Here is a 21,476-nt window from a genome sequence, read left to right as displayed (position 1 = left end):
ATTAAATTATGACAAATAAAGTTAGTGTAAGTGAAAAAATTAAAATTAGACAATTTGAGATTAAAGATGTAGAGAGAATTGCTAGTCTTTGCGAACAACTTGAATATTCTGTGACAAATCAACAAATAGAGCAACGCCTTACTAGAATTAAAAATAACGATGCTCATATTGTGTATGTTGCCACTGTAGAAGATGAATATGTAATTGCTTGGGCGCACGCTTCTATTTGTGATTCAATAGTTATTCCGATTTCAGCGATTCTTTTAGGATTAGTTGTAGATAAAGATTATCGTCATAGTGGAATTGGACGTTTTTTAATGCAACAAATTGAACAGTGGGCTTCCCTGGCTGGATGTGATAATGTTCTGTTACGTTCTAATATTAAACGCAAAGAAGCTCACTTGTTTTATGAGAAAATTGGCTATAGCAATATCAAGCAATCATTAACTTTTTATAAAAAATTGCTGTAGTGATAAATATGCAGTGCGATCGCTCTCTCCTGTAGGTTGGGTGGAATGTAGTGGAACCTAACACATGATACCGGGAAAATAGAAAATATTTACATGATATTTCTCAATTTATTAGATAAAATCAATGCTAAACTTATTTTTTATATTTAATTATTCGCTAAAATTAATATCGCTTGATGTCGGGTTACTGAAAATAATGACAAATCAATTTACTCTAGTTGAGCAATTTAAAATTAAACAAGCAGAGATTAAGGATGCAGAGAGAATAGCTGTTCTTTGCGACGAACAACTTGGATTTACTGTGACAAATCAAGAAATAGAGCAACGTCTTGCTAAAATTAAAAATAATAATTCTCACATTGTGTATGTTGCAACTTTAGCAAATGAATATGTAATTGGCTGGGCACATGCTCATATTTCTGATTTGATAGTTAGGCAAACTTCAGCAATTATTTGGGGTTTAGTTGTAGATAAAGATTATCGACATAATGGAATTGGACGTTCTTTAATGCAGCAAATTGAGCAGTGGGCTTTTCTGGCTGGATGTGAGAATATTTTGTTCACTTCTAATATTAAACGCAAAGAGGCACACTTATTTTATGAGAAAATTGGCTATACTAATATCAAACAATCATTTACTTTTCATAAAAAATTGATTTATTGAAAGATATACAGTTAATTAATACATTTACCACTCACTGTCTGCCTGCTCATCGTCTGTAATTTAAACATTTGAATGAACTGCATCGTATACATCTAGATAACCCAAAATCGTGAGATCATTCATGTAATATTACCCTATTTATTTTACCGTTAAGCAGTTTCAATACAAAATCATGGAGTTATTTTATGGCTTTAATCAATCAGAGAATAGATGTTCCTGTAATCGTTGATGAATCTAAATGTCTAGAAAAATGCACAGCCTGTATTGAAGTTTGTCCCTTGGATGTATTGGCAAAAAATCCAGAAACAGGCAAAGCCTACATGAAATATGATGAATGTTGGTTTTGTCTACCTTGTGAAAAAGAATGTCCAACCAATGCAATTACTGTGCAAATTCCCTTTTTATTACGTTAACTATCTGGGTAAAAATTAATGAATGATGACCTCAACCATTGGCTAGAAATGTTGCGATCGCCTGACGGAAATGATCGTATAGTAGCTGTCAAAACCTTGCAACATCTCGGCGATGACGAAACAATCGATGCTTTAATCATTGCTTTGAAAGACGAAAACTTTACTGTTCAGAAAATAGCAATATCTGCCCTTTGGGAAATTGCTAATCCTGTTGCCATCCCTGCGTTAATTGAATGCCTCGGTTCACCAGATACAGATATTCGTACTGAAGCCGTATCAGCATTAAACGAGTTAGTTACACAAGATGAATTGTTACTTTTACTAGATAAACTCCAAAGTAATGATGTAAATATTCAATTAAATATTTTGGTGCTTTTGCGGAAAATACATGATGTTCAATCTTTACCCGACATTTTACCATTTTTAGAATCAAAAAATCCTGAGTTAAGAGAAGCAGCTGTGACGACACTGCGATATATCAATCAACTAGAAAAATGTCCGCAAGCTTTAAATTTAATCTTTGATGAAGAAGCAAGTGTACGTCGTGCTGCTGCTTTAACTTTAGAACATTTACAAGATGCAGAAGTGATTAAAATACTTTGTCAAGCACTTACAAATGATAGTGACTGGCAAGTTCGCCGGAATGCAGCGAAATCTCTGGCTATTCATGCAAATAATCAAGCAGTTTCAGCATTAGAAATAGCTTTAAATGATGAACATTGGCAAGTGCGTAAATCAGCAGCACAAGCTTTGCAAAAAATTCCAGATATTCAAGTTATGTCAAGATTAATTCAAGCATTAACAGATGAATATGCAGATGTCCGCAAAGAAGCTGCGATCGCACTTGGAAATTTAGCTCATCCCGACGTTATTAACCCCCTACAACAAGCCTTAGATGATCCTGACAAAGAGGTATCCATCCAAGCGCAACGTGCAATTCAGAAGATTCAAACAGATTGAATAGTTTCAAGGGAGTAGTAAATAATTAAGGGAAAACCTAATGGACAATCCATTTCCTGGAATGAACCCGTATTTGGAACAGCCTGAACTTTGGCATCAAGTTCACAATCGTTTGATTGTAGCGATGTCTGACGACAAGCTGCTTCGCATCTACGCTGATGACCTAACTCCCCAAATCGCCCCTAAATACCGAGTTTCCATTGAAGAGCGAGAGAAGTTTTGCAGAGGATCTAAATCAGAGCGATCGCTTTTACTATACTGCAACTAGCAAATTTCTGATCCCTAAGCTTCTCTTAACCATGTCTAACCACCAATCCCCCTTTCAGCATCCAGAAAATCGCGTAAAACCAGATACTAATTTATATCAGCAAGAAGTTGTCCAAGTACTCAAAGAAATCATCGAACCTATTTTAAATAATGACATTGTTAGTTTGGGAATGGTGCGAAATCTCCGCATAGTTGATGACTATATTTACTTACGGTTATATATTGGTTCTCATCAGCACCAATTACAGCCAGAAATTCAATCTAAATTATCATCTTTATCTTGGTGTAAAAAAACTTATATTCAAATTTGTACAATTCCCGGTGTTAAAACAACTCTTGCAGTTTCTAGTGGTAAAGGTGGTGTGGGCAAATCCACAACAGCCGTTAATATCGCCGCAGCTTTAAAATTACAAGGTGCAAAAGTAGGACTATTAGATGCTGATGTTTATGGCCCCAATGTCCCTCAGATGTTGGGTTTAGGAAAAGCTGATATTCAAGTGATTAATACTCCCACAGGTGATAAGTTTTTACCTCTAGAAGTTCAAGGAATAAAAATAATGTCAGTGGGTTTACTTGCAGAAGCAAATCGTCCGTTGGCATGGCGGGGGCCTGTATTGCATAAAATTATCACGCAATTTTTGCAAGATGTGGAATGGGGAGAATTAGATTATTTATTGATAGATTTACCTCCCGGTACAGGTGATGCTCAAATTACAATTATCCAAGAAAGCCCAATTTGTGGAGTCATTTTAGTGACAACTCCTCAACAAGTAGCTGTTGCAGATGTACGGCGTAATATATATATGTTTCGCCAAGTGGGTGTTCCTGTGCTTGGCATCATTGAAAATATGAGTTATTTAATTTGCGGTGATTGTGGTTCACGCACACCGATTTTTGGTAGTGGTGGCGGCGAACAACTAGCCGCAGAATTACAAGCGCCTCTATTGGGACAAATTCCTATCGATCCCCGCATTTGTAGCGGTAGTGATACTGGAAATCCGATTGCTATAAGTGAATATGCTTCACCAGCAAAGGAGGTTTTTACACAAATAGCTACTTCATTAAATACTACTTTTACGTTACACGATAAAACTACGCAGCTTGACCAAGTTTAGTAGCTTCAAAAACTTCAATTAATTGCCCTGTTTAGCTGCCGAACTTCTTCTACAATTTAGCTCATTTTGAGTTTATGTGGGCGATCGCTAGTAGGGGCGCAAGGCCTTGCGCCCCTACGAACGGTGTGGTTCAATACATGAAAACTGGTGTAATTTGTTTGACGCAGAGGCGCAGATAGTAAGAGTTTGAGACAAGTTTTTGCGATTTATGCGGGGTAAAAGACCAATGTTCGGAGTTCGATGCTTTCTCGTGGAGGAGCGTTAGCTGGGCTGGTGGGATCTTCAAAGGCTGTATGGGCAGCAAAACGGGCGTATCCGTCTTCTGCGGAGTCAAAACATTTGATAAATAGTGCTTCGTCTCTGTGCATTTGCGGGAAGTAGAACCATTTATGTTTGGAGTTATACGTGACTCCGTATGTCTCACCAACCCGATCGCGGTACACAAGATCGCCAGCTACAAGGTCTGTGGATGCGATACTTTGCGCGTCACACAGTGCTAAGGGTGACTCTTGGATTGGTTGTGCGATCGCTCGCCAAACATTGATGATGGCAAATCGTTGTTTTAGTAACGTCTCAATATTCTCATCATCTATACCTCGCGCTGCTAGTTCCAAACGGGCGCGAGTATAGCCAGATTTGGCGGTGAAGTCGTTGTGTACGCGTTTGGCGGGTTCTTTAATATTATTCTCACCTGGCTTTGACTGACCAGCGTTACGCAAGGTGTGATCGAATATGACTACCTTAGTTCCGCCTGTCACCTCTTTTAACAATTGCTCGGCTTCTGGATAGTAGACGCGGCGTACTTCGTCTTCATCGTAAAAGTTGCGGACATTAGTATTATGTCCAGTAAAGGCGAATCCTTCTCGATCTAACGAGATGTTCTCTGAGATAGAACGAGCATTGTAAATTGGCAGTTTGTACGTCTGATAAGTTGCATTCGTGCGGGGAATCCCGGCTGGCGGTTCATAAGTATAGTTAACGGGTTTTTCTGCCGTTGGAATCAGGTAACTGAGGTTGGCCTCTACGGATGGCAGATCCAGGGAAATCGGTCTGTCTATAACTTGGTTATTTAAGCTCATAGGTTATCCCATTTTGGATTTTGGTTAATTTCTGTGAATCCATACGTCTTATTTTTGAGATGCACCAACGGGAACAGGTTCACCGAGAACTTTGGCGAATCTTTGCAAATAGAAGTCCACAGGGTTTGCTACTGCTTGGATTGAGGAGCGATCGCTTAAGCTGTTCCACCATGTCTGCAAACGAGGTGTTTCTGCTGGTAATGTGAATTTGCGGAAGTGTTCTAAGAGTGGTAAACGTTCAAACCAAGGATAGAAGCTGATATCAACTAGGCTAAACTGATCTCCTAACAAGTAATCACCTTTGCCTAATCCTTCCTGTTCAATATATAAAAGTGCTTCTGTGAACTCTCTTCGTCCTTGTTCCTGTTCTTGGCTATCTTTACCACGTAAAAATTTGTTAAAAGCCGGGACAAGGCGAGTATTGGCGTAGTCTATCCAAATCCGAGCGATCGCTTTACCTGCGGGATCGCGGGGTAACAAAGGTGGCTCTGGAAAAACTTCATCTAGATATTCATTGATAATGGCGGACTCGTAAATTTCAACATCCCCATGTTTGATAGCCGGAACTTTACCATAGCGCGAAATCTGCGTGTACCCATCTGGTTTATTTTGTAAGTCAATTTCTATCGGGGTGAAGTCAATACCTTTTTCTAGTAAGACTACACGAGTCCGTTGAGAGAAAGTAGAGGCTTTGGCGAAGTACAGTTGTATGTTACTCATGAAATTTTTTCCTTGTAATAATCGTGGATGCAGACTATTTGAGATTGCACAACTCAAACTAAAGCAATAAGACAAAGGCGAGATGTGTTGATTAGTGCAGTTAAATAATTGACTGGCAGGTATTTATGTCAGTTAGATGGTATATTACACTTTGTCGGTCGATTTAACGTAGTATGTATATTGTACAGTCTTCCTGAAAATATGTATACCTAATTATTGGTGTAACTAAATAAATATCTAGACATAATCAGGCTTGTCAAAAAGAGGTATTATATGTACTCGAAAGCTGGCTCTAATAGGCAAATCCGTCTTGGCTTGCTAGTACCCGCAGGTAACACCACGTTTGAGCCTGACTTTCACTCTGCTTTTTCCAGTCAAGTCAGTATTCATAGCCATCGTGTGGTTGCTCAACGCTCACACGCATTTGAGAGCTATGAATCTAATGGATGACATCAATGAAGAAGCTGTTAAAGAAGTAGAAAAATTAGCTAGAGCCAGGGTACATTTTGGAGCATACGGCTTCACAACAGCAACATTTTACCGAGGGCGAATTTTTGCCGAACAATTAGAGCAACGTTTGACGCAGGTGTTAGGAGTACCTGTTGTTGTGCCTGCTCTGGCTCTATTAGAAGCGTTGGCATATCTAAAGATTAAGAAAATTTCTGTAGTCACTCCTTATCCAGAATGGAATAACCAAACCCTAAAAACGTTTTTGAGTAAAGCGCCTTTTGAAATAGTGGCGTTTAAAGGTGATGAACGGTCAAAAGAAGTAGCAAAAAAGAATTACCTTTGGCATCAGTTACCCAATGAAGCCGCAACTTTTATCAAAGAGGCATCTCACAAAGATGCAGATGCTATTGTCTTGCCCTGTACGGCATGGAGAACATTTGAGGTAATTGAGGAATTAGAAGCAGATTTAAAGATTCCTGTAGTTACAGCAAATCAAGCCACAATATGGAGTTTAGCAAGGCGTGCTTCTATTGAATCTGCACTTTGTCCGAGAGGAAAACTGTTTGCTATTTAGTCACAGAGGTTTTTATAGTTCAAACCAAATCTGTGTTTACAACTTAGTTCCAAATGCTGAGAGTCTTACCTAGCAAGAGAAGGAATCAATATTAATGGCACATCTGTTTGAACCATTTAAGATAAACCTAGGCTAAATAACCTGAGTTCGGGATAAGGAAAGGGACAGGTAGTAAGCTGAAAATAACGTCAAATCCAGCACCTGTCCTATGTTTAGTTTAGAATTTTTGTTCTGCCATGTAGATGATTTTTGTAAGGCGTTTGAAAGCCAATGGCACAAAAAGCTGTTGGTACATGGAGGAATAAGACGGATTCGGGCTAGAAGTCTGTGTTTGAGTGAAATAATGACGATACTGATTGCATTTCATCAAAATCACTACCGGAATTTCAAGCATTTTTATTTGAATCATGTCAAACAGCAATGGAGTTGTGCTTTTCCGGGGCTACCGAGTTATCAACGATTCATTGAATGGATACCATCAACCTTGATACCTTTATGCGTTTACCTGAAGCATTGTTTTGGACAGTGTACGGGTATCGGTTTTATCGATTCAACATGTCTGAAGGTCTGCCATAATCGTCGGATTTATCGGCATAAGGTTTTTGAAGATTTAGCCGCTCGTGGAAAGACTTCTGTAGATTGGTTTTTCGGGTTTAAGCTTCATCTTGTCGTCAATGAACTTGGTCAACTCTTAAATGTGGTTCTTACTCCTGGTAATATTGATGACCGTCAACCAGTTCCCGATTTCCTCAGTGATCTGTTTGGCAAAGTATTTGGCGATCGCGGATATGTCTCTCAAAAACTGGCTTCTCAACTTTTGCAAGAGTTCGGCATTAAATTTTTTGCCAAACCCCGTCGCAACATGAAAAACCATTTGATGCATCTCCATGACAAGCTCTTATCCCGTAAACGCTCGATTATTGAGACTATTAACGATCAACTCAAGAATATTTCTCAAATCGAACATTCACGGCACCGTAGTCCTGTTAATTTTTGCGTTAACGTTCTGTGCGGATTAATCGCTTATTGCCATCAACCTAAGAAACCCAGCCTTCAGATGGAATGGCTTTTACCTCAATCTGCTTAACCCGAACTCAGGTTAAATACGATGTACATAGAAAATGAATTCATTGGAGCAATTATTTGATGTTGGTGTAGATTAAAACAATCTCTGAATACTGAATCAATGTTCTAGTAGAGTTTCACCCCTTGTTTATAAGCATCTACAAAACTCCTGTAGTCATATTCGACTTGAGTTGCATAGTCCACTGCAAAGTTAAAAATTTCGTCTTTGAATACAGCTTTATTACCACTCACAATATCAGTCACTTCTTTGTCAACGCTGACAGGAATAATCGCAGCATCGTAGTCTCGATCGGATATTGCATGGTTTTTGGCAACCACTTTCCCTGCGTATCCCATCGCATCCATGAATTTTGACTTGCTGGTTAACAACTTATAGTCAAAGTCCACTTGGTAAGGTGATTTTTCACGCACCATAAAGGAGATGTCACTAACAGTAGTATAGCCAACTAAGGGATCGAGATTGGATAACATCGCTTTCGTAGTGATTGTCACCCTTGCCCCTTCTTGGTTTCCATAAACTGAACTCGGTAGCAAACCTGGAACTGCGATCGCCTCCGGCGGGCGGAACGCCATCGCAACTGCGCTACTGCCTTCCTGCTTCATCTCTAAAATGCGATCGTCGTCGGTTGCTGAACTTGGCCCCTCAATCAGCAAGTAATATCGGTACTTCCCAAGACTACCAACACCTGAACCTAATTTAAGCCGAATGTTCTTGAGGGTATAGTAACTGTCGTTGTAGCGCTTACTGATAGGAATTGAGGTGATGTAGCTGCTCATAGCCCCAGCAATGTCAGAATAGGTGCTGCTAGATACAGGCTGGAGATTTGAGGCTGTCTTGAAGACGCGATTGTTACTGTTATTTAGCACCGTGTACTGTTTTAAAAACTTAGAACGGCTCTTCTCTGATGCCTTTTGAATTAAATCTTTGACCACACCGTTCGTATTGCTGGGTTCTAAACGGTACGACAGTTCATCATTGCTTCCCTTAAAGTCGTTCATCTTATTGAAGTAAGCATCCAAGAAATTTCGCACAACATCCTCAGCATCAGTTGAATTAAGACCATTCTCTTTAGCTACCAACAAAATGGAGACTACCATCCGTCGCAAGTCCCAAACGTAAGGGCCAAGATAGCCTTCATCAAAGTCGGTGGTGTCAAAAACGTTGTTGTCTTTGCTATCTCTGATCGCTCCAAGATTTTGCAGATGCATATCTCCTTCTAACCAGATGGCTGAGGTTGAAGAGTTTACAAATTCTGAACTTGGTAAGGTCTGCATATCACGATAAAAAATGTGAGCCGTCCCCCGGTAAAAGGTGAAAGGGCTATCTTTAGCTGTCATCTTTTGCATCTTCGTTGCCAGTTCTTGAGGCAATTGAGAAGCAAAAGGATGATTATATTGGTAAATTTCATTCACTACCCAAGTTGAACGGGGAGTTGCAGCTTGAACTGGAGATGCAAACCCCAAAATTAAAGTTAAGACAAATACGACGATTGCAGATATGTGTTTAGGCATGATAGTTTCTTAGGCGTAAAAAAACTCTTGTGTAGAGAGGATCATTCAACAACAGTTTTTTAGCACCTTCAGCCATAGTTCACAAAGCGATTTAAGGCACAACGCAACAACTATTCATTCTCAAGTATTGAGGGGATTCAAAAAGGTAAAATTATAAAGAATCGTTACAACATAATCATGTCAGCTATCCAAACAACTGTAGTTCTTGCCATGACGGCCGATGGAAAAATTAGTGCCGTAGATCCGAAAGCGCCCCGTGAACCCGATGTAGTCGATCAAGCACACTTGGAATATCAAGCCTCCCTTGCCGATCTATTGCTGGTAGGAGCAGGGACAATTCGGGCTGAGGGTGGAACCTTTACAATTCGCGATCGCGAACTGTTGGCAGCACGTGAGGTTCGCGGCCAGTCTCCTCAGCCGATTACTTGTGTTGTTTCAGGTTCCCTTAACTTATCGCCGGACTTGCCTTTTTTGAGTCAAGACATTGAGCGATGGATATTTACCACACGGACTGCTTTAGAGAGCAGTTCTGATACAACAACCTTGCAAAAACTGGCTGAATTAATTGATTTGGGAGATACAGACCTGGACTGGGATCGGGCCTACACCTTGATGGCAGAGCGGGGTATTCACAAAGTCGTTGCTTTGGGAGGTGGTTCTTTAACAGCTGCTCTAGTTAAGGCAGGGCGAATTGACGATTGGTGGTTGACTATTTGGCCGATCATTTTTGGGGGAAAGCACGCCCCTAGCCCAGTGGAGGGAGAGGGTTTTCTTCCCAATGCTGCTCCTCATCTAGAACTCATAGAAACTCGTCAGGTTGGAAGTGAGTTGTTTTTACACTACCGCACAGTCAAGTGAAAACGCGCTGCCAGAATTCAGCACTCCGATCATTGATATTAAAAAGCAGGGGAGCAGGGGTGCTTTTGCCCACAATTCTACTCAGTTTATACCTTTTACCCTACCCCCTGCCTCTAATCAACCAGGAGGCCAATCCAACTGCCGTCCTCCCAAAATATGCAAATGTAAGTGATGGACTGTTTGACCGCCGTCATCACCAGCATTGATGACAACTCGATAACCATTTTTTAATCCAGCTTCTTCTGCAACACGTTTAGCAGTTAACAAAAGATGCCCCAACACAGCATGATCCTCAGATTCAGCCTCAGCTAGTGTCGCAATGGGTTTTTTGGGAATGACGAGGATGTGAACGGGTGCTTGGGGATGGATGTCTTTGAATGCTAGGGCTAAATTATCCTCGTAAACAATATCAGCGGGAATTTCCCGACGAATGATTTTGCTGAAAATCGTTTCTGTACTTTCACTCATGCCAATCTACCTACTAATCTGCTAGAGATTTTATATTAAGTCCGCCTAATTACTTATCACTGAAAAAATTTGATTGTGCGGGTATACCCCCAATACTTTTCGGATAAACCCAACAATCTCTTTTTTGGTCTAGTAGTCTGCCAACCCAAAAATGCTAAGTGAGGACTGGGAAAAGGGGAAAGGGAAAAGGGTAAGGGATTTAAACCCTTTACCCATTCCCCCTGCCCCTTATCCCCAGAGGGGGCCCCACCTTCCCCTTTACCCCGCCAAGTCACGAAAGCGAACTACTAGGGGAAAGGTTAATGGGTTTGCGGGTAAAGGTAAATTCAAACCTTTTCCCTTTCCCCTTTCCCCCAAAACCCGAAAAGTATTGGGTATACCCCTATTTACTGTTCGGTTAGGTTTTTTCAGGTAAAAGTTATGAAAAAACCTGCTAATCTTTTAAAAAGACTAGCAGGTATGGCTTATCATCAATCGGAGCGGCGGGATTCGAACCCACGACCTCCACTACCCCAAAGTGGCGCGCTACCAAGCTGCGCTACGCCCCGGTCAGAATTCCTATCATATAGCAAAACTGTAGGATAATCAAGAGGCAATTTTAAAAAACCTTAAACATCCCACTAGCTTGCAGTAAATCTGGAACAGCAGAAGCATTCCATTTACCTTCTACACATCGCCCTGTATTCAAGATGAAGCGCAGACTGTAATCATCAGGATAGCCTTCCACTTCCATCCATAATAAATCGCTTTCGGCTTCACAAGTAATTTTTTCCTCTTCCATCAATTCAGTTGCGAGTTGCTTCATGGTGTCTGCTAGCTGTGCTAGTAGTCGACAAAAATCATTTAACTCGGCTTCGGTTAACTCAATTGCCCAATCATCTGTACCGACTAAACCTTTAAACTCAGATGTATCGGGGTTCCAGCCAATACGCCAACCCGATCCGGTTTTGACAACGCGTTCCATAAAAAGTGAGGAGTGAGGAGTTAGGAGTTAGGAGTTATTAATTTACAACTTATAACTCTTCTATTACTTAAGTAGTTCAGCACCTCCTGGTTGTGGTGGCTGTGGGGTAGTTGATGTAGTTGGACTGGGTGTGGTGTTGGAGTTAGGGGGTACGGTGTTTTGGGAAGTAGGATTAAATATATTGACTAAGACTTGTACTAGGGCATCTCGCTGGCTGCGGGTAAGACTCTTGATAGCTTTGCGATCGCCTTCTATCGGATTTTTCTGTAGTGCATCATTTCCTGGATAGGTAGTATCATACATAATTTCGTTCGCACCCAGGTAATCAGCTAAAGTCAGCTTCCAATCTAAGCGATAAATTGGGGCACGCCCTTTGGTATAAATGTGATATCTAATTAGACGATTTGCTAAGGTGTTGCTTTCGGCAACTTTCCTATCTTCTTTACTGATATACTTATTCTCCCGTGGGAAATCTGGCAATTGCTGATACACTAGCTGCCAAACATCGGTAGGCGTGATTCTCTGGGCAGAAGCAGGTTGGATACTAAATAAATTTCTATGTATTGATTTATCCGCCCCTGAACCCAAAACAATTACACCGATTACCATTAAGGTAAGGAGTAGTGGTGTTAGGGGATAGTTCAGTTTGAGCCAGTGCTTAGTTGCGAGTTTTGAGAAAATTGATTTAAACAGAAATTTTTTCTTTTTCATAGAACAATATTTTGGGCGTTGCTGAGTGAAAATATGAATTTGCCTGATTCAGAATTCAGCACTCAGCACTCAGCACTAAATCTTATAGTTCGCCGATAATTTCTGGTTGAGTCAATTCATCGGACATTTCGATAATTGCCCTTAGCACTGGCTTCATCATCGCATCTTCGTTACTTTCAAAGTCTTCGTAACGACGACGTTTAGCACGATTTGCTACCTGAACCGTAATGCGGTATCGATTTGAGGCTGCACTAATCAGATCCTCAGCACGGTGCATGATCTGAGATTGAGTTGTCTCGAACTTAGAGCGCTTTAGCATAATCAGTGGTTCTTGGGGTCATTCTCCAGTGTAACAGTACTAAATCAGTCTGCTGCCGTCTGTTAAATCGCCAGCAACCTCTCTATTGATAGAGGCTAAGATATTTTAGTCACTTTATAAGTAACTTGTAGTATTAAATCACGCACCCTCATGGCTGACCTTGTGGAAACTGCGATCGCAGCGGGTAATTTCAATACCCTAATAGAGGCTGCTAAAGCTGTAAATTTCATAGAAACTTTGAAAAGCCCTGGTTCTTTCACGCTCTTTGCACCAACTGACGAAGCTTTTGCCAATCTGCCAGAGGGAACTTTAGACTCGCTACTACAAGATATCCCTAAGCTCCAGAAAATTGTGGCGTATCATATCGCTAGTGGGGATGTTAGGTCTGATGATTTGGTACAGATTAACGAGGCAGAGACGCTTGAAGGGTCAATTGTCGCCATTGAATCTGTCGGCGGTAAATTTAAGGTAAATAACGCCAATGTCCTGAAAACAGATATTCTGGCAGACAATGGCGTCATCCACGTTATTGATGCAGTATTGATGCCTGCAATGGTGGCGGGGAAGTAAGGGCAGAGGTGCAAAGGTGCAGAGGGGCAGAGGGGAAAAGCTTACTGCAAGTTCTCCCCTGCCCCTTATCCCCCTGATTCTCCACTACTCCCTACTCCCCACTCCCAGAATGCAGCCACTGCGTGCAGGAATAGTCAATGACAACTGCTGAGTTTCTCCTTCAGCATTCCACTCAACTTCAGCAGTGCCATATAAAAGCTTGTTGGGTTGAGTACGCAAAGTGGGGACATCTGCATTTGCTGTTGCCGAACTTGTACCAGCGTTGATGGCAATTATTAATTCTTCTGTCCCCAAAGTTCGCGCAAAGATATAAAGTTGCCCTTGAGCAAAGAGAACTTGGTAATCACCTGTACGCAAGGCTGGGTAAGTGTGGCGGAGGGCAATTAACTGGCGGTGAGTATTGAAAATTTCTTGATTCCAGTTACTCTCTAGAGGAAAACCACGACGTGAGTCTGGGTCTATTCCTCCAGGTAAGCCAACTTCGTCACCATAGTATATGCTGGCAGCACCGGGAAAGGTGAGCAGCAGTAGAGTTGACAATTCTATACTGGCTATATCGCCGCCTGCAATGGTCATCAATCGGGCTGTATCGTGACTTGCAAGCAAATTGAGTTGGGTTAGCTGAATTTCCCAAGGGTAAAGTTGCAGTACTTCTTGGATTTTGGTGGCGTACTCGGCAGCAAATAAGGGTGGATAAGGTTGATAGTCGCGGCTTTGGACTTGTTCTAAGACTACGCGATCGCCTGCTGCAAAGGCAATTGTCGGCCCAGCAAATAGATAATTCATCACGCCGTCAAATTGCGTCCCATCCAACCACTGGCGGGAATCTCCCCAGACTTCGCCCACAATATAAGCTTCGGGATTGATGGCTTTGACGCGATCGCGAAATTCTTGCCAAAAACCAGGAGTCTTGATTTCAAATGGTACATCCAATCGCCAACCGTCAATGCCGAATTTAATCCAATATTCGGCAATTTCCATAATGTATTCTCGTACTTCTGGATTGTCGTGGTTAAATTCTGGCAAGGCCCGATTTCCCGCCCACCCCACGTAGTTGGCAGGAAACTCGCCATTGTAAGCTGAAAGCGGCCAGCCTTCTATTTTGAACCAATTTACCCAAGGAGAATGGGGGCCATTTTCTAAAACGTCGTGGAAAAAGAAAAAGCCCCGGCTGGAATGGTTAAACACTCCATCCAGAACAACTTTGATATTCCGTTGATGGGCTGCATCGAGCAATTCCTGAAAAGCTTCGTTGCCCCCTAACATCGGGTCAACTTGATAATAATCGTGGGTATGATAGCGATGATTACTGGCGGATTGAAAAATGGGTGTGAAATAAATCGCGTTAATCCCCAAATTCTGGATGTAATCTAAATCCTCCATAATGCCCCATAAATCGCCGCCTTTATAGCCTTGGAGTGTTGGCATAGAGTCCCAATCTTCCCAACGGGCTTCTTGCAATAACCGTTTGCGCGGCTGTTTGCTTCTGGCAAAACGATCTGGGAAAATTTGGTAGAAAACAGCGTGCTTCACCCAGTCTGGTGTTTGAATTTGCATGAATAACTTTTTGTATGTTTAGAAGCGATCGTTGCAAATATTAGCTTCTTTATGGCTCTTACTTATGATAGAGAATCTGTTATTTCTCAGTATTCATTAGTGATTTAGCCTTTTTCATCCTGTTTTATACGCAAATGTTATCAGTCTTAACTATTTTGACTACAATTTGTTTTAGTTTTTAACAGTTCAGCTAGATAGACTAGTCACTGATTGCATTCTGATTCCTGAATTATTCTTTAAGAAATTTATTTATTACTTAATTATTCTTAATTTTATTTTCCTCACTTTGTCCGTAATGATTTAAGCAGACAATGGATTAGTTTAATAGGTTCATAAAAATTACCTATTACTCCAATCTTAGGTAATTCTTAGATGCAACCGATCAAAGATGTCTTATGAACCACAGAAAATCACTATGAAGGATACGTAATTCCGGAATATGAGTTATGAATTAGCAATTGTTTTAGGAATAACTCCCACCTCCTAAGCTTATTTGATGTTATCTATAAAATAAATAGATAACTATAGTCGCATCAAATAATCGAACCTAAACAACTACATAGCCTGCGTTAATGCTAGAGCGACTTATCCTGCTAGAATCACTACTTTATTGACAGCAACTCAATTTAATTTAAGGTAAAAATGAGACACGAAAAACTTTCTCCTGGACTACTTTTGGCATATCGAGACTATCAAAATGAAGGAGATCAAGCTTTAGTTACACATAAGCGATCGCTTGGCATCATTGCCCACAAAAGCCCGGTCAAGCCCACCAAGAGCGTTGTTTTTATCTACTGCGACCCTGATGCAGACTTAAGTTATTTATCACAATATAATATTGAAGTCAATCAAAACTCTGGGAGTGTGCGGACAGCTTTCTTACCCATAGAGAGTTTAGATATCTTATCAGAAGAAGATGTGATTCAGCGGATTAAGCCATCACGCAAACTTCATTTGAGGATGGACACTGCAATGGGAACAGTCAAATTGCCGGAATTTAAGAATCAAACCGGACTGACTGGAAAAGGAGTAATTATCGGCATTATAGACAGTGGCATCGATCCGAAACACCCCGCCTTTGCTGGACGAATTTTACACATTTGGGATCAAACATTGCCAGGGCCAGGAGTCACAGAGGGCAGCTATGGGGCTGAATTTAGCGGAGCGCAACTGACAGTTTCTCAGGATACTGGCGGTCATGGTACCCACGTCGCTGGCATTGCCGCTGGTGCTGATGCTAGTTATGGCGGTGTCGCACCAGAAGCAGAATTAGTTGTCGTTAGGTCAGATTTACAGGATGCCCACATTGCAGATGGTGTGCGTTATATTTTCCGAGTTGCTAGAGAGTTGGGACGCCCAGCAGTGGTAAATCTCAGCTTGGGCGGACACGCTGATGCCCATGATGGTAGCGATTCCTTATCCAAAGTTATTGATGCCGAAACTGGCCCTGGAAAAATTGTTTGCTGTGCTGCGGGTAACGAAGGAAACGATAACATTCATGGACAAGCGACCATACCCAGTGGACGCACTCGTGGTATGCGCTTTAATGTCCCTTTGAATCAAGTAGGCATAGTTTGGTTAAATGCTTGGTATGCCAAAGACAGCGAATTGGAAGTATCTGTGCGGAGTCCTAACGGTTTTGTCACCCCCTTTCAAAAAATCATTACTGACGGTAATCCCGCCCAAGATTACCAGTTACCAGATGCACGGGTGCAATTAGCGACACCAGCACCAGACCAAGCCAACGGCGACCATAATTTCTTTGTGCAAATACGCGGTATTGGCCCGTCGCAAGTTATGGGAGGTATTTGGCAGCTGCGAGTCCGCAACACTTCTTCAACTGACACATGTTTAAATGTGTGGACACTAGATGATAGTTCATCAGTGTTTTTTACAGGTAAAAGTGTCAAGGATGCGTTAAAAATTGGTTCGCCAGGAGCCGCCAGCAGTGCAATTACAGTTGCCGCCTATACTACTAAAACCAAGTACACAGATATTGATGGCCAAGTGCGAGAAATGGGCTTAGAATTGCATACTATTTCGGAATTTAGTAGTGAAGGGCCTCTACGCACTGATGGGAAGAAGCCCGATGTAGCAGCACCAGGAGCGATGATTATTTCCACGCTTTCCGCCGATGCTAATTTTGACCGCTCATCGATGATTAATTCCAAGTTTGTGGTTCAGGCTGGTACGAGTATGGCGACACCGTTCGTAAGTGGGTTAGTAGCACTACTGTTGCAGCGAGATCCTAAACTCGATCCGGCTGCTGTGAAAGACTTACTACGTAAAAATAGTGCAATTCCTGGCAAACCCGCAGGCACATTTGATGACAAATGGGGTTATGGAGTGATTAATGCAGCTAATCTGTAATTAGACTGAGAAAGGTGGATATTATTTCTGTACAAGGATAGGTAACAACAACCGATAAATTTGATAGGTTAGGGTAGACATTTTTGCCTACCCTATTTACCAAGGAGTTGCTGATGAATTATCAGAAACTAGATGCCGCTCTTGCTACAGCCCTAAATGATATTCAAGATTCTGAGGAAACTAGTTTGGCAGTTTTTATCCATACCGAACCAATTTTAAACTCTGCTGCAACTGCTGTTTTAGAAAGCTTTGGTGTCAGTGGTGTTAATAGTGGCAAAGATATTTTCACAGCAACACTTTCACCAAATGCTATTTCCCAGTTATCAGAGCAACCTTGGGTGAAATATTTGAAGCGATCGCAGCAATTGCGTTTGGTTAATAGGAGAATAAATACACCGAAGTTGAGCGTTTAATGGGCATTGGCTACCTTTTGCACTGTGTAAATAGTTGGTTGCTGTTAGTGTGAATCAGGTTTTGGTTTTTCTGGAAACTTACACTTTACTTGAATTTCCAGATTACTTTCAGCAGAGCCTTCGGTAATGTAAGGAATACCTGCTTTACCACCCAACTTAATGCCAAATTTAAGACTTACCTCCTCAATATCCGCAGCATTGAAGTCTTTAAAAGCACTAAGAGCATACATGGTATAAGAGCGAATCATTTGACGAGCTTGTTGCATCCGAGCGATCGCATCTGTTCGCACATCCTTGTATTCTATGCCATCGTCATCCTCCTCAATTTCCGTACTTGTTTCGATGGCTGTGACGTTGATCTCAATCTGCTCAATCTCCTCGTCTGCTTGGAAAAAGAGTTGCTGTACTTCTGACATAAGCTACCTTGGTTAAAGTTTTGTAACGTATCCGAATAAATTTCAGCTTGCTTGCAGAACAATAATAGATGGTGTTGTTTCCAGTAACACAGCCATCGATTGTGTCTGTTAAGATTATCCCGCATTTACCAACCCAAGGTGTGTTAAATGGCACGATACGCGCTTGTTATTGGCATCGCCGAGTATCTCAGCCCATCATTATCGCGTTTGTCGAAGACTACAAATGATGCTGAAGCGATCGCGCAACTCCTAGAGCAATATGGTGATTTCCAGTCTGTGCAAAGACTACCACAGCGTTGGAATCAAGAAAAAAACGGCTATGAAATGGCAGCGTCAAAAGTTACTGGCGCTCAACTTGGCCAAGATTTGAGAAATTTTTTACTAGAGCAAGCTGCTAATAATGAAGCGCTAATTTATTTTAGCGGACATGGTTTTACCATTTCCGATAATTTGGGACAACAAAAAGGATATTTGGCAAGTTCCGATTGTCAGATTGAATTTAAGGACAATGAAAATGTTGAACAAAAATATGGTATTCCCCTGGATAGCCTTAACGACTTAATTCGAGATTCGCAATTGAGTAGTTTGGTAATGCTACTCGATTGCTGTCATAGCGGCTATTTTCTAGAAAGACAGTTAATAGAAAGAACTCTTAACGCTTTTAGTTCGCAAAAAGATTATTACTTAATTACAGCGTGTCGTGACTTTGAACGCGCCGGAGTAATTAAGAGTGAAGAATATAGTATTTTCACAGGTGCAGTTGTTAAGGGATTGGCGGCAGAAAATGTAGGGAGCAGTAGGCGAATTAGTGGCGATCGCTTGTTTGATTTTATCAGTAGCGAACTTAAAGGTTCCGTACAAGAGCCGATTCGCATGGGTTGGGGACGTTCCATTACTCTGGTTACTTATCCCCAAATAGATATTCCTACAGGCGAAAAAGTTGCTTTCAATCAGGAAAATCCCTATCGAGGACTTATGCTTTTGAATCAGAACAAGCGCAATATTTTTGTGGACGAGATGAAGCAGTTCGTACCCTAATTTCGCGTTTAGCAGAGAGTCGATTTTTGGCTGTAATTGGTTATTCAGGTAGTGGCAAATCTTCCTTAGTAAAAGCAGGTTTGTTACCGCAACTGAAAGGCGATCGCCTCCCTGGAAGCAGTCAATGGGCGATCGCATCTTTTACACCAAGAGAACATCCTTTAGGTAAACTTGTTGATGTTTTGACTCGACAACAGCAGCAAAATAAACCGCATCTATTATTTATCGATCAATTTGAAGAAGTATTTACCCTTTGCCAAGATGATGAAGAACGCAAAGCTTTTATCCGCTTAGTAGCACAGGAAGTCAATACAACTGAGAGACGAACACGCATAATTTTGACTATTCGCGGTGATTTTTTAAACAGATGCGCTGACTATGTAGAAATTATTACTCTCATTAATAGTTTCCCTCCGACATCATTCATCGTGCCAATAATGTCTTTTGCTGATTTAGAAGAAGCAATTGAAAAACCAGCAAAATTGCATGGCGTAACATTTGAGGATGGTTTAGTTTCACAAATTTTCGCTGATGTAGTTAACCGTCCGGGTGTATTACCTATACTGCAATATGCGCTTAAGGAATTATGGCGAGTTTGCATTGAAGAACCTGAATTGCCAGACCCACTTTTAACTCATGAAGGCTATAAGGAAATTGGCGGGGTTAAAGGAGCTTTAGACAAACGAGCAACAATTTTGTATGAAAGCTTAACAACTATAGATCAAGCCTTTGCACGTCGCTTGTTTATGGAATTGGTGCAATTAGGTGAAGCTGGAGAAGTGACGCGGCGGCGTGCTAGCTGGGATAGATTAGATGCAATTTCAGATTCTCCACAACAACTGCAACGAGTTGTAGGATTACTGGCAGGTTCTCAACAACGTTTAATTATTACTGATGAAAAGACAGTTGAAGTTGCTCATGAAGCGCTTTTATCTGAGTGGAAATTACTCAATAGTTGGATTGCTGAAAATCTAGAGAATATTAGTCTCAGTCGCTCTTTAGAGAAAGATTGCCAGGAATGGCAACAAAGATTTAATAAATCAGATGATGCATTGTTGTCGGGTGCAAAGTTGGCTGTAATTTCTGAGTGGGTGAATAAGACTCAGCCAAGACTTACGCCATTAGAATCAAAGTTTTTGCATAATAGTTTGGAGAAGCGAGACAGAGAAATTCAAGCTCAATTAGAACAGGAACGTCAACTTAGAGAACTAGCAGAGTCTCGGCAAAAAGAAGCAGAAGCTAGAGCCATAGCTGAAATTGAAAAAGCTATAGCAGCAGAAGATAAGGCTAAAGCCGAAGCTGCAAGAGCAAAAGAGGCAGAGGCAAGTGCTAAATATCAAAAACAACGAACTAGGCTGGCGATTGCCTCAGCATGTGGACTAACATTACTGACCATTTTTACAATTGGATTTGGAATTAGGGCAGACCAGAACAAGAATAAAGCTCTTGAAGCTCTTATTTCTGAGCCTATACGGCTTTTTGAAACGAGCAATCAGCTTGAAGCAATGATAGCAAGCATCAAGGTACTGAAAGAATTTAGAAAAATGAGTGTAGAAGATGGTGTGTTTCTAAAGAAACTAAAAGCGTCTGTAATTGATAAGGTACAAGAACGTAATCGCTTAGAAGGACATACTCAGGAAGTTATGGATGTCAATTTTAGCCCTAATGGTGAAATTATTGCTTCTGCAAGTGTTGATACAAGTATAAAGCTTTGGAACAAAAACGGTAAATTTCTAGAAGATTTGAAAGATCCAAATAAAAAGGACATTGAAAGTATCAGTTTTAGTCTCAAAGACCCAGTGATTACCTCTTCTTCTGCCGATAATAATGGAATGATCAGGCTTTGGAATATCAACAGCAAATCCAAACGCGAACTTAAGCCGCAAATACTCAGCCCTAATAACTATATTGTGCAAGTAACTTTTAGCCCAGATAGTAAAATGATTGCCTCTGCCAATTGGGATAAAACTGTAAAACTTTGGCAGGTAGCAGATGGAAGGATTTTATACACTTTCTCCAAGCATAATAATGTCGTTTGGGAAGTAACTTTTAGCCCGGATAGTAAAATAATTGCCTCGGCAAGTGAAGATAAAACTGTACAACTTTGGCAAGTAGTAGATGGGAGACTTTTACAGACATTGAAGGGACATCTTGATGCTGTTAATGGTGTGAGCTTTAGCCCCAATGGTAAAATGATCGCTTCAGCAAGTAAAGACACAACTGTAAAACTTTGGCGGGTAGCAGATGGGAAATTGCTACACACCTTCACTGACCATAAGAATTATGTTAACAAAGTCAGATTCAGCCCCAATGGTAAAATGATCGCTTCAGCAAGTAAAGACACAACTGTAAAACTTTGGCGGGTAGCAGATGGGAAATTGCTACACACCTTCACTGGCCATAAGAATGCAGTCAATAATGTGAGCTTGTAAGGATTCAGGTCAAGAGGTATTGACAAATGTGACATCTGAGGCGGAATATC

General features: G+C 41.1%; 24 protein-coding genes and 1 tRNA gene. 15 read left to right on the top strand and 10 right to left on the bottom strand.

Annotated elements, in window-relative coordinates; genetic code table 11:
• The first annotated feature begins 8 nt into the window (after positions 1-8).
• The 6 genes from RMY16_RS25745 to RMY16_RS25720 all read left to right on the top strand — a co-directional run bounded on the left by RMY16_RS25745 (position 9) and on the right by RMY16_RS25720 (position 3,889).
• Entirely contained in the window at positions 9-470 is a 462-nt protein-coding gene (locus tag RMY16_RS25745) for a GNAT family N-acetyltransferase (RefSeq protein ID WP_322738734.1), read from the top strand.
• Between the two features lie 196 nt (positions 471-666).
• Entirely contained in the window at positions 667-1,134 is a 468-nt protein-coding gene (locus tag RMY16_RS25740) for a GNAT family N-acetyltransferase (protein ID WP_322738733.1), read from the top strand.
• Positions 1,135-1,319: 185 nt separating this feature from the next.
• Positions 1,320-1,547, top strand: a complete 228-nt coding sequence (locus tag RMY16_RS25735; protein WP_012408944.1) for a 4Fe-4S dicluster domain-containing protein — start codon at positions 1,320-1,322, stop codon at positions 1,545-1,547.
• A gap of 18 nt (positions 1,548-1,565) precedes the next feature.
• A complete protein-coding gene (locus tag RMY16_RS25730; protein WP_322738732.1) occupies positions 1,566-2,507 on the top strand; it encodes a HEAT repeat domain-containing protein in 942 nt (313 codons plus the stop codon).
• Between the two features lie 40 nt (positions 2,508-2,547).
• Positions 2,548-2,775 (top strand): DUF4058 family protein, encoded by a 228-nt coding sequence (locus RMY16_RS25725; RefSeq protein ID WP_322738731.1) that lies wholly within the window; start codon positions 2,548-2,550, stop codon positions 2,773-2,775.
• Between the two features lie 31 nt (positions 2,776-2,806).
• The gene (locus tag RMY16_RS25720) at positions 2,807-3,889 is read left to right on the top strand and encodes an Mrp/NBP35 family ATP-binding protein (RefSeq protein WP_322738730.1); all 1,083 of its coding nucleotides are present in this window, start codon (positions 2,807-2,809) and stop codon (positions 3,887-3,889) included.
• Between the two features lie 206 nt (positions 3,890-4,095).
• Here RMY16_RS25720 and RMY16_RS25715 read toward each other — a convergent pair whose 3' ends face one another.
• Complete coding sequence (locus RMY16_RS25715) at positions 4,096-4,968, bottom strand: CmcJ/NvfI family oxidoreductase (RefSeq protein WP_322738729.1); 873 nt, start codon at positions 4,966-4,968, stop codon at positions 4,096-4,098.
• Positions 4,969-5,016: 48 nt separating this feature from the next.
• Positions 5,017-5,688, bottom strand: a complete 672-nt coding sequence (locus tag RMY16_RS25710) for a glutathione S-transferase family protein (RefSeq protein ID WP_322738728.1) — start codon at positions 5,686-5,688, stop codon at positions 5,017-5,019.
• A gap of 273 nt (positions 5,689-5,961) precedes the next feature.
• On the opposite strand from RMY16_RS25710, the gene RMY16_RS25705 reads away from it, so the two are divergent.
• From RMY16_RS25705 to RMY16_RS25695, 3 genes are all read left to right on the top strand, one after another.
• Positions 5,962-6,138, top strand: a complete 177-nt coding sequence (locus RMY16_RS25705) for a hypothetical protein (RefSeq protein WP_322738727.1) — start codon at positions 5,962-5,964, stop codon at positions 6,136-6,138.
• On the top strand, positions 6,131-6,712 hold the full coding sequence (locus RMY16_RS25700) for an aspartate/glutamate racemase family protein (protein ID WP_322738726.1): 582 nt from the start codon (positions 6,131-6,133) through the stop codon (positions 6,710-6,712). The genes RMY16_RS25705 and RMY16_RS25700 overlap by 8 nt, the downstream gene beginning before the upstream one ends.
• Before the next feature lie 208 nt (positions 6,713-6,920).
• The gene (locus RMY16_RS25695; protein WP_322738725.1) at positions 6,921-7,799 is read left to right on the top strand and encodes an IS982 family transposase; all 879 of its coding nucleotides are present in this window, start codon (positions 6,921-6,923) and stop codon (positions 7,797-7,799) included.
• 104 nt (positions 7,800-7,903) lie between these two features.
• Here the strand turns inward: RMY16_RS25695 and RMY16_RS25690 are convergent, their stop codons facing one another.
• Complete coding sequence (locus RMY16_RS25690; RefSeq protein WP_322738724.1) at positions 7,904-9,310, bottom strand: DUF2252 domain-containing protein; 1,407 nt, start codon at positions 9,308-9,310, stop codon at positions 7,904-7,906.
• Positions 9,311-9,487: 177 nt separating this feature from the next.
• On the opposite strand from RMY16_RS25690, the gene RMY16_RS25685 reads away from it, so the two are divergent.
• Complete coding sequence (locus RMY16_RS25685) at positions 9,488-10,168, top strand: RibD family protein (RefSeq protein WP_322667435.1); 681 nt, start codon at positions 9,488-9,490, stop codon at positions 10,166-10,168.
• 117 nt (positions 10,169-10,285) lie between these two features.
• Here the strand turns inward: RMY16_RS25685 and RMY16_RS25680 are convergent, their stop codons facing one another.
• From RMY16_RS25680 to RMY16_RS25660, 5 genes are all read right to left on the bottom strand, one after another.
• Positions 10,286-10,636, bottom strand: coding sequence for a histidine triad nucleotide-binding protein (locus tag RMY16_RS25680; protein ID WP_322667436.1), 351 nt, complete (start codon positions 10,634-10,636; stop codon positions 10,286-10,288).
• A gap of 474 nt (positions 10,637-11,110) precedes the next feature.
• Positions 11,111-11,184, bottom strand: a tRNA-Pro gene (locus tag RMY16_RS25675).
• A gap of 50 nt (positions 11,185-11,234) precedes the next feature.
• Positions 11,235-11,600, bottom strand: a complete 366-nt coding sequence (locus RMY16_RS25670) for a DUF1818 family protein (protein WP_322738723.1) — start codon at positions 11,598-11,600, stop codon at positions 11,235-11,237.
• Positions 11,601-11,663: 63 nt separating this feature from the next.
• Positions 11,664-12,209 (bottom strand): hypothetical protein, encoded by a 546-nt coding sequence (locus RMY16_RS25665; RefSeq protein ID WP_322738749.1) that lies wholly within the window; start codon positions 12,207-12,209, stop codon positions 11,664-11,666.
• A gap of 184 nt (positions 12,210-12,393) precedes the next feature.
• On the bottom strand, positions 12,394-12,630 hold the full coding sequence (locus RMY16_RS25660; RefSeq protein ID WP_094351515.1) for a DNA-directed RNA polymerase subunit omega: 237 nt from the start codon (positions 12,628-12,630) through the stop codon (positions 12,394-12,396).
• 150 nt (positions 12,631-12,780) lie between these two features.
• Between RMY16_RS25660 and RMY16_RS25655 the strand changes: the two genes are divergently transcribed.
• Entirely contained in the window at positions 12,781-13,200 is a 420-nt protein-coding gene (locus tag RMY16_RS25655; protein WP_322738722.1) for a fasciclin domain-containing protein, read from the top strand.
• A gap of 84 nt (positions 13,201-13,284) precedes the next feature.
• Here the strand turns inward: RMY16_RS25655 and RMY16_RS25650 are convergent, their stop codons facing one another.
• The gene (locus RMY16_RS25650) at positions 13,285-14,757 is read right to left on the bottom strand and encodes a glycoside hydrolase family 13 protein (RefSeq protein WP_322738721.1); all 1,473 of its coding nucleotides are present in this window, start codon (positions 14,755-14,757) and stop codon (positions 13,285-13,287) included.
• A gap of 642 nt (positions 14,758-15,399) precedes the next feature.
• On the opposite strand from RMY16_RS25650, the gene RMY16_RS25645 reads away from it, so the two are divergent.
• Together RMY16_RS25645 and RMY16_RS25640 are read left to right on the top strand one after the other, a co-directional pair.
• The gene (locus RMY16_RS25645; RefSeq protein WP_322738720.1) at positions 15,400-17,127 is read left to right on the top strand and encodes a S8 family serine peptidase; all 1,728 of its coding nucleotides are present in this window, start codon (positions 15,400-15,402) and stop codon (positions 17,125-17,127) included.
• A 113-nt stretch (positions 17,128-17,240) separates the two neighbouring features.
• On the top strand, positions 17,241-17,540 hold the full coding sequence (locus RMY16_RS25640) for a hypothetical protein (RefSeq protein ID WP_322738719.1): 300 nt from the start codon (positions 17,241-17,243) through the stop codon (positions 17,538-17,540).
• Positions 17,541-17,584: 44 nt separating this feature from the next.
• Here the strand turns inward: RMY16_RS25640 and RMY16_RS25635 are convergent, their stop codons facing one another.
• Positions 17,585-17,956 carry a CU044_2847 family protein gene (locus tag RMY16_RS25635; RefSeq protein ID WP_322738718.1) on the bottom strand — a complete coding sequence of 124 codons (372 nt, stop codon included), beginning with the start codon at positions 17,954-17,956 and terminating at the stop codon, positions 17,585-17,587.
• A gap of 147 nt (positions 17,957-18,103) precedes the next feature.
• Here RMY16_RS25635 and RMY16_RS25630 point away from each other — a divergent pair, with 147 nt between their 5' ends.
• Entirely contained in the window at positions 18,104-18,994 is an 891-nt protein-coding gene (locus RMY16_RS25630; protein ID WP_322738717.1) for a caspase family protein, read from the top strand.
• Positions 18,994-21,426 (top strand): hypothetical protein, encoded by a 2,433-nt coding sequence (locus RMY16_RS25625; RefSeq protein ID WP_416211706.1) that lies wholly within the window; start codon positions 18,994-18,996, stop codon positions 21,424-21,426. Before RMY16_RS25630 ends, RMY16_RS25625 begins: the two co-directional genes overlap by 1 nt.
• Positions 21,427-21,476: the final 50 nt, after the last annotated feature.

The organism is Nostoc sp. DedQUE12b, assembly GCF_034530835.1.
Lineage (GTDB): Bacteria > Cyanobacteriota > Cyanobacteriia > Cyanobacteriales > Nostocaceae > Nostoc.
This window is presented reverse-complemented; position numbering and strand designations above follow the sequence as displayed.